Source organism: Streptomyces sp. PH9007 (assembly GCF_059813725.1).
The window spans coordinates 2,960,211-2,972,816 of the sequence record NZ_CM187440.1 but is presented as its reverse complement, the minus strand read 5'-3'; the positions used below and the strand labels follow the sequence as shown (position 1 = coordinate 2,972,816).

The 12,606-nt window shown below is 71.9% G+C and carries 2 protein-coding genes; both read right to left on the bottom strand.

Going from position 1 to position 12,606, the window contains the following annotated elements; all coding sequences use genetic code 11:
* Positions 1–10: 10 nt before the first annotated feature.
* Positions 11–2,644, bottom strand: coding sequence for a right-handed parallel beta-helix repeat-containing protein (locus ACTFAP_RS13465; protein WP_500469205.1), 2,634 nt, complete (start codon positions 2,642–2,644; stop codon positions 11–13).
* 5 nt (positions 2,645–2,649) lie between these two features.
* Positions 2,650–12,387 carry a hypothetical protein gene (locus tag ACTFAP_RS13460; RefSeq protein WP_500469203.1) on the bottom strand — a complete coding sequence of 3,246 codons (9,738 nt, stop codon included), beginning with the start codon at positions 12,385–12,387 and terminating at the stop codon, positions 2,650–2,652.
* Positions 12,388–12,606: the final 219 nt, after the last annotated feature.

Genomic DNA, 12,606 nt, shown 5'->3' with positions numbered 1-12,606 from the left:
ACTTCTCCTGTCAGAGGGGAAGGTCTTCTTCGCGCAGCGTCATCAGCTGCTGCGCCTCGGGGTTGGTCAGTTCGGAGACACGCATGGCCTGACGCTCCGTCATGGCCTGGAACAGCTGGCGCGCGGTACGGCCGTTGCCGAACCGGTCATCGCGCGGAATGGCCTCCACATAGGCCGCCAGCCGGTCGCGGGCGCCGTCGCTCAGCTCGTAGCTGTGCTGCTGGGCGTGGTGTTCCACGATGGACACGAGTTCCTGGGAGGAGTAGTCGGCGAACAGCAGCGTACGGGTGAACCGCGAGGACAGACCAGGGTTGGAGCCGATGAAGCGGTCCATGTCCTGGGGATATCCGGCGGCGATGACCACGACCTCGTCACGGTGGTCCTCCATGAGCTTCACCAGGGTCGCGATCGCCTCCCCGCCGAAGTCATTGGCGACACCGGCCGGAACCAGCGCGTACGCCTCGTCGATGAAGAGTACGCCGCCGCGCGCCCGCTGGAACGCCTCGGTGGTCTTGGGGCCGGTGTGCCCCACGTACTCGCCGACCAGCGCGCTGCGGTCCACCTCCACCAGGTGGCCCTTGCCCAGCAGCCCCAGCGCCTTGAGCAGCCGGCCGTACAGCCGCGCCACCGTCGTCTTGCCCGTACCGGGGTTGCCCGCGAAGACCAGATGCCGGGAGAGCGGCGGGGCGGGCAGCCCCGCCTCCTCGCGCATCCGCACCATCTGCATGAGCTTCACCATGCCGCCGACATCGCCCTTGACCCCGTCCAGGCCCACCAGCTCGTTGAGTTCGGCCAGCAGCTCCTCCAGGGTCTCCGGCTCCGGCTCCGCCTCGCCCGCGTCGGCCAGGCCCGCGTCGGGGTCATCGGCCGAGGCCGGGCCGGTGCCGCCGTTGATGTCCTGGGGCACGGCGGGAGGGCTTCCGGGGCCCGGGCCGGGGCCCGCGGGCCCGCCGCCCTTGGGGCCGGTGCCGATCGGTCCGCCGGTCAGCGTCGCGCTGCCCACCCGGACCGACACGCACTCCTCGAACGTCGGCTTCGCCCCGTTCGCCGTACCCACGTCCTGCTCGCAGTCGAAGACCCGGCAGCCGCGGAACACCGGCTCGGCGTCCGCCCCGATGTGCAGCGCCGGGAAGGTGGTCACCGACACGTCGCAGTGCTCGAAGACGCCGCGCGCCTTCTCCCCGACCAGGATGCCGTTCTTTCCGGCCCGTTCGATCCGCACCCCGCGCACCTGCGGCTCGGTGCCCTGCCACACGACCAGGCCGCTGCCGCCGGACCCGTAGACCCCGCCGCCCTCCATCCGCAGCCGGGCCCCGGAGTCCACCGTCACCCCGGCGCTGCCCACCCCGGTCACCGAGGTGGCCAGCAGAGCGACCGTGGCGTCCGTGCCGATCTCCACGCCGCCCTTGCTCTGGCCGCCGATGGCGCACTCGCGCAGTTCGCTCTCGCCCGAGGAGCGCACCCGCACCCCGGTCTCGCCGCCCACCACCCGGCTGCCGCGCATCGTCAGCCGGGCCGCCTCCGTCACCTGCGCCCCGCACATCACCGCGCCGGTCAGCGTGCAGCCGGTCAGCTCGGCGCTCGCCGAGTCGGTGACGGCCACCGCGTGTTCGCGGCTGTCGGCGACGACGGTGCCCAGCACCGTGCCCGTGGAGCGGTCCGCGAAGTGCAGGGCGGAGAAACCGGTACGGGTCAGCTGGCAGTTCACCGCCTCCGCCGTCGCGTCCCCCAGCGCCAGCAGGCCGTTGGCGGCCGGCTCCACGATCCGGCAGCCGTTCGCGGTCAGCCGGGTGGTGCCGCCCGCCGCCAGCGCGCTGCCGCCGGCCCGGGTGACCCGGCAGTCCGTCAAGTCGGCACGTGCCTCGTGGTCCAGCTGCACCCCGGACATCGCCACGCCGTCGATCCGGCAGTCCTCCACCTTGGCGCGCGCGGTGTCCTGCACCAGCACCCCATGCCGCCCCGCCCCGGACAGCCGCGCGTCGCGCACCAGCAGCCGGGAGTTGCCCCGGGCGCGCAGCGCCGAACCGGACACCTCGCTCACCCGCAGCCGCTCGGCCAGCAGCACCGCGGCGCCCGACAGCACCACCCCGATGCCCTCCACCGAGTCGATGATGGAGTCCTCGGCGCGGGCCCGGGCGTCGCCGTCCAGGTGCAGGGCGGTGTGGTGCGCGCCGTGCAGCCGGGTGTGCCGCAGCACGAGCACGCCGCCGGCCACCGGATCGTCCAGCTGGGCGCGCAGATCGTCGTCCACCGTGAGCGGCAGCGGACCGCCGTCGGGGTCGGCCGGCACCCCGGCCGAGCCCAGCACCTCCACCCGGCCGTGGCTGAGCCCGCAGTCCTCCAGGGTGAGCCCGGAGCCGTCCTCGACCCGGACCAGCGGCTGCGCCGGGTCCTGGCCGCGCAGCACCAGGCCGCGCACCAGGCAGTCGGCGGCGGCCACGGTCAGGGCCGGGCTCTGCACCGGGCGGATGACGACCGAGCCCGCGCCGGCGGCCGGTTCCAGGGTGACGCGGCGCTCCAGGCGCAGCGCCTCCGGGTATTCGCCGGGCGCGATGGAGATCACCGCGCCCGCCTCGGCGGCGGCCAGGGCGCGCGCGATGGTGCGGTGGGCGCCGCGGCCCTTGGGGGCGACCAGGATCTTCATCGGTATCAGTTCGTTTCCTCGGTGCTCTCGGTGCTCTCGCCGGTCTCATTGTCGCCCGCACCCGTGTACCAGTCGGGGGCGATCTGTTCGCGCAGCCAGCCGCCCATGAAGCCGAGGCTGAAGCCCTTGTCGCCGATCTTGCCCAGGAAGGGAATGCCGAAGATGTCGAGGGCGCCCTGACGGTGGTACCACCGGCCGCTCATGTTGTGGATCAGCGCGGTACGGCCGGCGCCGATGCTCACGCCGCCGATGACGCCGCCGAGCGCGGCGCTGGCGCCCTCCAGGAGGGCGTCCGTGCCGGTCAGCTTGACGAGGTTGCCGTCGGCGTCCTTGACCCCGAAGATCGCGGCCGAGGCGGCACCGGAGATGAAGCCGCCGATGATGCCGGAGGCGATGGCGATGCCGAAGTCGTAACTGCCGGACCGCCAGCGGGTGATCTTCTCGATGCCCGCGTACTCGCCGCCCATGTTGTCGTCGTTGGGGCGCCGGGTGAACGGGTTGCCCGCGTCCACCTGGCTGTTGCCGACCTTCGTCCAGCCGCCCCGGTTGTCCGAGAAGTGGCCGAGCGCGAAGGTGCCCTTGACACCCGCGGCGATGGTGGCGCCGAAGGCGGCCTTGGCGACGTCCAGCCAGGTGAACTCGGTGTCGGTGGCGGCCGAGATGATGCCGGTGATGGTGAGGGTGGCCAGGAAGTCGATGATCCACTCCTGGGCCATGTCCACCGCGAGCGACCGGGCGCCCTTGCTCATGAACGAGGCGTACTGCGACTCGCCCGCGCCGATGTTGGGGCGGGTCCACTGCTGGTCGTTGACCTCGCGGTACATCCGGCTGAAGCCGCGGTACTCGGTCGCCAGGCCGAGGTAGTTGGTGTCGCGGCCGATGAGCTGCGCCGGCGGCATGGAGGACATCGGCGCGGGCGGTGCGGGCGCGGCGGCCGCCCGTCCGGGTACCAGGCCGCCCGCCCAGTCACCGAGCCGGTGCAGGGCGTCCTGGCCGGTGAGCGAGACCCGGCCGAACGGGTCGTAGCTGTAGACGTAGCCGGACATGGTGCGCTCGTTGATGACGAACTGGACGCCGCCGGGCTCGGCGTAGCGGCGCCACTGCTTCGTCCACTCGTGGCTCTCCAGGAAGGTGCCGTCGTCGAGCTTGATCCTGCGGCGGATCTCGATGCCGTTGTCGAACTCCTTCCACACCCGCAGGTCCTGGTTGAGGCCGCCCACCGTGCCGGCGGCCGGCGCCTGTGCGTGGTACTCCCGGACCCGGGGCGGGCCGTCGTTGCTCCAGGCGCTGGTGGAGCCGTTGTTCGGCTGCTTGGGCATCTCCTGGATCTTGTACGTGGTGTCGCCCCGGGTGAAGGTGTCCTCCCAGCGGAAGCCGTTCTGCCAGTCCGCGTGCTTGGCGCCGTTCGCGTCGATCCACATGCGGGTGCGGTCGCCGACGTCGCCGAACGACTGGATGTTGCCGTGCCGGTCGGTCTTGTTCCAGTGCCAGGTGACGTTCCCGTCGGCGCCGGTCTGCTTCCAGGCGTCGAGGGTGGTGCCGTCGGCCAGCATCCGGTGCTCGCGGACGAGTTCCGTCCGGCCCGGGATCACATTGCCGCCGCCGTCGCGGACGGGGGCGAAGTCCTGGTAGGACTCGCGGTCCCAGTACAGCTTGTTGCCCACCTTGCCGTTGAAGGCCATCCCGCGGGTGCCGGAGCCGACCACGACGCCGTCCGCGTCGAACGCCTGCCAGGTGAGGTTCTTGCTGTCGGGCGCGCCCTTGGAGATGACGGTGATCTGTCCGCCGGTGCCGCTGGTGAAGGTGTCGGAGCGGCCGATGACGTTGCCGTGGATGTCGTAGTGCGTCCAGTCGCCGGAGCGGGAGTCGACGGTGAGCCGGAAGTCCCGGTCGCCGCTGCCCACGGTCACGCCTTCGCCGGTGCGGGTGGCCGGCGAGGGCCGGAACTCCATCAGGGAGCCGTCCTTGAACCCGATGCGGGTGACGCGGGTGTCGCCGTCGCCGCGCGTGTACGGGTTGACGCCGTCGGTGGCCTGGTCGGGCCGGAAGCGGTCCTGGAACAGCATGGTGTTGGCGTCGGTGTCCGGCCGGGCGGCCAGGTCCGGGCGGACCGGCGGCTGCGGCGCCGGGGCGCCCGCCGCGGCGCCGGGGGCGGGGGCCGGAGCGGGGCCCGGCCGCGTGTTGGTGACGGCGAAGTCGGCCTGGTCGAAGGTGCGGAAGCCCTGGAGCTTGCCCGTCCCCTCGGACCAGGGGAGGTCCTTGCCCTGGAGGCTGGTGCCGGCCGGCATCTTCACGTCGCCGACGGTCAGTTCGTTGCCGCTGCCGAGCTTGCGCACCTCGCGGACCATGTCGCCGGCCTGGTTGATGGACTGGACGGTGCCGGCGCCGCTGGTGGCCGTGATGCCCTTGGTGGTGGGGGCGCCGCCCGCGGTGGGGCTCTCCTTCCAGACGGAGATCTGGAAGGCGCTGTCGCTGCGCAGGTAGCTGAAGTTGTCCAGGGAGGTGTGGAGGTAGATGTTGGGCGAGAGGACGTTGCGGAACCACACCGGCGGGCGCTGCTCGGCCAGGCGCTGGCTCTCCAGCCAGTTGCCGTTCTCCATCTGCTTGCTGATCCCGGTCTCCTTGCCGGCCGGGGAGTGCGAGATCCAGCTGCCTTCCTTGAAGGAGCCGTCGGCGTTGACGGTCAGCTGCTGGTAGCGGCGCACGTCGTGCGGGGTGGGCTGGAAGCGGCCGAACTTCTCGTGCACGGTGACGCTGTTGCCGGTGCGCGGGTTGATCGCGACGTCCGTCCAGCCCCGGCCGTGGCCCCAGTCCCTGGTGCCCTCGGCGAGGTGCTTGAAGTCGGCGTCGTAGCGATGCCAGGTGCCCTTGGTGAGGGCCTGGCCGGCCGGCACGGCGTTCATCTCGGTGAGCACGTGACCGCCGTCCGGGTTGACGCGGAAGTGCCGCACCCGGCCGCTGAGCGAGCTGATCCGACCCGTGTCGGCGACGTCGAACCAGCTGCGCGTGGACTCGCCCCAGTGCCGGGTGCCATGCTGGGCGATCGTGCCGCCCGGGGTGATCTCCGACCAGCGCGGGCGCTGGCTCGTCAGCCCGAAGTCGCCGCCGCTGGAGGAGGCGTGCACGTCCAGGGTGTTGCCGTTGTGCAGCGGCCGGCGCATGAACACCTCGGCACCGCCGTGGTGGGTGAGGCGGACGACGCCGTTGCCGTGGCCCTTCATGTCGACCGCGCCGCCGTCGTACAGGCCGGTGTACCGGTTCGGGGGCGGGGCGATGACCGCGCCGGCGTTGTCGGTCTTGATCCGCGACCAGGTGCCCTTGGTGGCGCCGTCCGTGTAGGTGACCTTGAGGTGCTGGTTCTGGTTGAGCTCTCCGTCCCGGAAGACGTTGATGCGCTGCTCGACGAGCTTGCCGCCGCCGTCGTAGATCTTGTACTCGCCGGCGCTGAGGCCCTGGCCGTTGCCGCGGGCGACGCGGAAGTTGCTGCCCTCGGCGGTGACGGTGGAGCGGGGGTTGGTGACCGTGGCGAAGTTCCCGTCGAGCAGGGTGTTGTTGTCCACCCGCAGGAACGCGCCGTCCACGTCGTCGGAGAGCCGGATCGCGTCGAAGCCGGCGGTGCCGTCGGTGTGGGTGACCCGGAACCGGGTGACGTTCCCGCCGTCCACCGCGACCTCGACGGTCCGCGCGGTCGTGGTCACCCGGCCGTCGGCTCCGTGCAGGGTGATGGTGTTGCCGTCGGCGCTGCGGAACCGGAAGCCGCCGCCGTCGACCTGGGTGATGCGGACGTCGTCCACCTTGGCCAGGGTGTTGTTGTTCACCACGTCCAGGGCGGTCACCGTCTGGCCGTTGGTGGTGACGCTGAAGGTCCGCACGCTGTTGTCGGTGGTGCCCAGCCGCACGGTGTCGAAGTCGAAGCTGCCGTCCTTCTTGTACACCGTGATGCGGGTGTCGCCCGTGGTGCGGAAGCCGTCGCTGCCGTGGCGGGCGAGATCCAGGGTGGTCTGCGGGTTGCCGGCCGCGTCCAGCGGGCGGCTGCCCGGAGGCAGCGCCCCGCCGACCGGGACGGGGGCGAACAGGGTGTCGGTGCCGTGGGTGAGGCTGACCACGTTGTGCGTGTGGTCGCGACCCGGGCCCAGGATGATGCCCTGGTTGCCGCTGTGGATGCGGGTCGCGCCGCCGGCCTGGGGCACGACATCGACGTTCGCGATGGGGTTGCCGCTCATGTCCAGCAGCGCCGGGTGGTCACCGAGGCGCAGGAAGGTGTTGGGGAGCGGGGTGTCGAGCAGCCGCGGCGCGGTGAGCTGGTGCCCGCCGCCCGCGCCGTGGAAGGTGATGTCGGTGTTGGTCCGGGTGACGAAGCCGCCGTCGCCGTGCCGGACCAGGTCGACGGTGTTGACCGGGTTGCCGGCCGCGTCCAGCGGGTGGGCGCCGGGGGAGGCGTGCGCGGGTGAGGTCGGGCGGTGCACGACGCCGATGGGGTTGCCGTCCACGCCGGTGAGGGTGGTGACGTTGTGGGTGTGGACGTTGCCCGGGCCCAGGATGAGGTCGTGGCCGCCGTGCTGGACGCGCAGGGCGTTGCCCGGCTGGACGGTGGGGGTGGCGACGAGGTCGCCGCCCGCGTTGAACAGCTGGGGGTGGGCGCCCGGGCGCAGGAACGTGCCGTTGAGGGGGGTCCCGTTGAGGGCGGTGGCGCTGAAGGTGTGGTGCCCGTTCGCGCCGTGGAAGGTGAGTTCGTTGTTGCCGCGCAGCACGAACGCGTCGTCGCCGTGCCGGACCACGGTGAGGTCCGTGATGGCCTGGCCGCCGGCGTTGACCGGGTGGCTGCCCGGGGTGAGGCGCGTCCCGTCGACCGGGAGGTGCACGTGGCCGACGGTGGCGCCGTTGGCACCGGTGAGGGTGGTGACGTTGTGGGTGTGGACGTTGCCCGGGCCCAGGATGATGTCGTGGCCGCCGTACTGGATGCGCAGCGCGCCGCCGGGCTGGACGGTCGGGGTGGAGACCAGGCCGCCGTTCGCGTCGAACAGGGCGGGGTTGGTGCCGCCCCGCAGGAAGTGGCCGTCCAGCGGGGTGTCGCGGAGGGCGGGGGCGCTGAAGCTGTGGTCGCCGTTGCCCGTGTGGAAGGTGAGCGAGTCGTCGGTGCGCAGCACGAACTCGGTGTCGCCGTGCCGGACCAGGTCGGTGGTGTTGATGGGGTTGCCGGCCGTGTCCAGCGGATGCGCGCCGGGCGCGGCGTGCCCGGGGGCGGTCGGCCGGGGGACGACGCCGACGGTGTTGCCGTCGGCGTCCCGCAGGGTGATGACGTTGTGCGTGTGGTCGCCGTTCGGGCCGATGACGATGTCCCGGCCGCCGAACTGGACACGGTTGCCACCGATGGACACGGTGGTGACGTCTCCGGGGGCGGACGCGACGGTCCCGTTCGGGCGGATCAGGCTGAGCGTTCCGTCCGCGGCGACCCGCAGGGTCTGGATGCCGTGCAGGGCTCCGGCGGCCAGGGCCAGGTCCCGGTGGCTGAAGGCGTGGTGCGCGTCGTAGAAGACGGTGACGCGCCCGCCGTCGGTCGGGTCGATGCGCAGCCCGCCGCCGCCGTTCACCTCGACGACGGTGTTGCCCCGGGGGGTGTCGGCGCTCAGGAAGCCGCCGTCCTCCGCGCGGTTGACGGAGACCTGGACGTTGTGGAAGTCGCCGTTGGTCAGGGTGATGTTCTGCTGGTGGCCGCGGAAGGTCGGGGTGCCGTCCGGGCCGAGGTTGAAGCTGTGGTTGTCGATCTGCCGGGGGCCGACCCGGATGTCCATGTCGAGGATGCGCAGGTCGGGTGAGGTACGGATGTCGAGGACGTCCGATCCGCGGCCGATCGGCCCGATGCCGCTCACCCCGCCGCCCGCGCCGAACCGCACCTCCATCTGCCGGCCGCCCAGGCCCGGCAGATCGACGGTGCGCGGGGCGGGCAGCGCGGGGGCGACCGTGCCGGTGATGCCCGAGGTGCCGGTTGCCGAGGTGGGGGAGACCACGGTGGGGGCGCCGATGGGCTCGTGGCTGGCCATGTCGAAGTCCCACCGCCGGACCGATCCGCCGTCGAGCGCCTGCTCGATGCGGATGACGGGCCGGGTGCCGTTGTGGGCCTCGAAGGCGTTCAGGCCGGGGATGCTCTCGGTGTTCTGGGTGATGGTGACGGGGAAGCGGCCGCCGGAGCCGGCGTGCGGGGCGTCGACCCGGACCGAGACGCCGGGCAGGTCGGCGATGCCGTTGTAGGTGTGGACGGCGGGGATGGTGGACGAGGAGCTCATCATGAACACCTGGGTGACCATCGGCCGGGGCGCCACGGCGCTCGGCCCGAACAGGCCGAGGGTGCGCAGGACCTGGAGGTCCATCGGGCTGAGCGGGTTCAGGTGGGCGCCGCCGGTCTTCAGCTCCAGCGATTCGATGCCGGGCTGCTTGGCGGGCGGTGCGGGCTGGGTCAGGTCGACGCGGCCGACCTCGTTCGCGGCGGGGGTGCCGCCGTGCTTGGCGTTGACCTCGGGCACGTTGACCTGGCCACCGGCGGGGGTGGTGGTGTGCGGGGTGCCGCCCAGGCCGACGGGCGAGGTGCCCGGGGTGACGGTGGGGGTGACGGCACCGGTGGCCGGGGTGGCGACGGGCGGCGGTGTCACCTGGCCGGTCGCGGGGGCGACCTGCCCGGCGGGCGGGGCGACGTGCGCGGAGGGCGGGGTGAGGGTGGCGCCGACTCCGGGGTTGACCTGGCCGGTCGTGGTGATCTCGGGGGTGTCGATCCGCCCGGCGCCGTTGCCGCCGCCCAGGGTGATGCCGAGTTCGGGGACGCTGACGTGGCCGACGGCGGGAGTTCCGCCGGTACTCGGTACGGCGCTCACCTGACCGTTGACGGAGGGGAGGTCGGCGAGGCGGGTGGTGGCGCCCGGGGTGTTCAGCTGGAGCGAGTCGAACTTGCCGCCGACGTTCTGGAGCGTGGGCGGGGTGATGCCGTGGCTGACGCTGGTGTTGACGTTGTTGAGGGCGTTGACCGCGGGGGTGTCGACGGCGCCGACCCCTCCCACGCTCGGGGTGGTGACGCCGTTGACGCCGGGCGTGGTGACGCCGTTCACGCCGGGGGTGCTGAGCGGGGGGATGCCGTTGCCGACGGTGGGGACGGTGACGCCGCCGACGGACGGCGGGGTGACGGTGGCGCCGGCGGGCGGGACGATCTGGTTGATCGCGTTGATCTCGGGGGTGCTGATACTGCCGAGGCCCTGGCCGGAGTTGAGATTGATGCCGAGTTCGGGGACGCTCACGCCTCCGGCGGCGGGGGTGCCGCCGGTGCCGGGCACGGCGTTCACGTGGGCGTTGATCGAGGGGAGATCCGCGATCCTGGCGTCGATGTTCGGCATGCTCAGCTGGAGCGAGCCGAACTTGCCGCCGACGTTGTTGAGGGTTGGCGGGGTGATGGCCTGGCCGATGCCGCCGGTGTTGATGTTGCCCAGGCCGCCAAGGCCCGGCGCGTCGACCGCGCCCACGCCCGGCACGTTGATGGTGTTGAAGCTGCCGATGCCGGGCGAGGAGATCGAGGGGCTGATGGCCCCGACGCCGGGGGCGTTGACGGTGGGCATGTTGGTGCCGATGCCGGGGACGGTGACGCCGCCCACGCCCGGGGTGTTCACGCCCGGCATGTTGGTGGAGATGCCAGGGAGGTTGAAGCCGCCGACGCCCGGGGTGTTGAGCGCGGGCATGTTGACGCCGACGCCCGGGACGTTCACGGCGCCGACGCCGGGGGCGTTGACGACGGGCATGCTGGTGCCGAGGCCCGGGACCGTGACGGTGCCGACGCCGGGCGTGGTCACGCCGTTGATGCCCGGGGTGGTGAGGGTCGGCATGTTGGCCCCGATGCCGGGGACGGTGACGGCTCCGACGCCGGGGGTGTTGACCGCGGGCATGTTGGCCCCGATGCCGGGGACGGTGACGCCGCCCACGCCGGGGGTGTTGACGGCCGGCATGTTGGCCCCGATGCCCGGGACGGTGACGCCGCCCACGCCGGGGGTGTTGACGGCCGGCATGTTCGCGCCGATGCCGGGGACGGTGACGCCGCCCACGCCCGGGGTGTTCACCGCGGGCATGTTCGTGCCGATGGCGGGCACGGTGACGGTCCCGGGAGCCGGGGTGTTGACCGTCGGCATGGACGTACCGACGTTGGTCACCGGGACGACGCCGATCCCGGTGGCGGGCGGGCTGACCACCGGCACCATGGGGCCGAGCGTCGGGGCGCCGATGGCGCCGACGCCGGAGAACGGCACATCCGCGATCAGGGCGCCCATGTTGGGCAGCGGGGGCAGGGAGAAGCCGACGCCGCCGATGTTCTGGTTGGCGAGGTGCAGGTTGACCGGCGGCGGCGAGACCACCTGGACGCCGCCGGAGAAGTTGCTGCCGAAGCCGCCGGGCGTCAGCCCGCCGCCGATGTTCACCGGCGGCATCGTGCCGAACCCGGTGTTGTTGAAGCGCACCAGCTCACCGATGCCGGGCGGCGGGGAGAAGATGTTGACGCCGGCGGACGCGGCGCCCGACACCTTGCTGGCGCCGCCGGCCAGGACGGCCGGGTCGAGACCGTAGCGGTGCATGCCGAACAGACCGCGGTCGATGAAGCCGATCTTCAGCGCCTGGCCGAGACCCACCAGCCGGATCTCGTTGGCCGCCACCGGCAGGAAGAACCGCAGGCCCTGGGTGCCGGTGATCCCCCGCCAGATGTTCACCGGCAGGTTCTTGACCGTGAAGACCGCGCCGGCGAACAGCTTGCCGATCTGGAACGACCTGACCCCGACGTTGTTGATCACGGCCAGTCCGGCCATGCCCGGGGCGAACCGGAAGTGATTGAGGTTGGCGCCGAATTTGATCCCGAGGTTGTTGGTTTTGAGGAAGTTGGACGAGAAGCGGAATCCCGTCCACAGTCCGCCCGCGCCCTTGACCCACAGGGCACCGAACTGGGCGGCGCCGGTGATGCCGAAGAACGCCTTGCCACCCGCGACACCGCCCTTGAAAGCGCCCTTGAACCCGCTCCACAGCTTGCCGACCGACAGGCCCTTGGTGGTCGGAGCGATGACACCCAGGATGGACAGCACCAGTTCGGTGACGCTGGCCTTGCCGCGGGAGAAGTCGATCGCGGTCTTGATCAGCAGCGCCACGTTCAGCGCGAGGACGAACAGGGCGAGCGGGCCACCGACGATGATGGCCGGGATGATCAGGATGATCGCGAGCCAGCCGAGCGCCTTCCAGAACTCGTCGCACTCGTTCACCGGCGAGTCGATGCTGTTGCCGGCCGAACGGATCTCGCTGGCGGCCGTGCTCGCGGCGCTCTCCAGGTTCGACTTGGCGTCCTCGGCGGTTGACTTGTAGCCCGCGCGCCCCTCCTCGTCGTCCTCGTCGAGACCCGCGGCGGCGGACAGGGCCTCGTCCGCCCGCTCCTGCTCGGTCCGCATGACCTCGACATAGGTCTTGAGCGCGGACTGGACCTTCTCCTGTGCCTCCTTGAAGGAGGAGACGTAGTTCCGCAGATCGTTGTCGATGATCTTGCGCAGTGCGTCGGCCGTCTTGCCGACGAAGGCGCCGTCCGCCGTGTTCTTGACCTCGGTGAGACCGTCGTCGATCGTCGTGGCGAGCGTGACGAGCTTCGCCTGCGACGTGATCAGCTCGTCCAGCTGACCCGGATCGCCGGGCGTCGGGTCATTCTTGAGGCCGAGGGCGCTCCAGTCCTCGGGACGAGCCATGGTCGGCACTCCTTCCGGGTCCCCGCGTTCGGTGAGGGCACTCCCCGGCGACACTGCACGGAGGGGTTTCCACCACTACTACGCGGCAGACCCCCCGGTGGTTCAATCCGATCCCCGTGACGGCGTGCTTTCGCGTCATGTCACCGGAAGCTGCCGCCCGTTCACCCGCGCGCCGCCGCCGTGATCCCCGGGGAACCGGAGATGACGGGGCGGGAAACG

What these genes read in the sequence shown, in the direction of transcription:
- ACTFAP_RS13465 (WP_500469205.1), bottom strand. Translation starts at nt 2,644, where the DNA reads ATGAAGATCCTGGTCGCCCCCAAGGGCCGCGGCGCCCACCGCACCATC.
- ACTFAP_RS13460 (WP_500469203.1), bottom strand. Translation starts at nt 12,387, where the DNA reads ATGGCTCGTCCCGAGGACTGGAGCGCCCTCGGCCTCAAGAATGACCCG.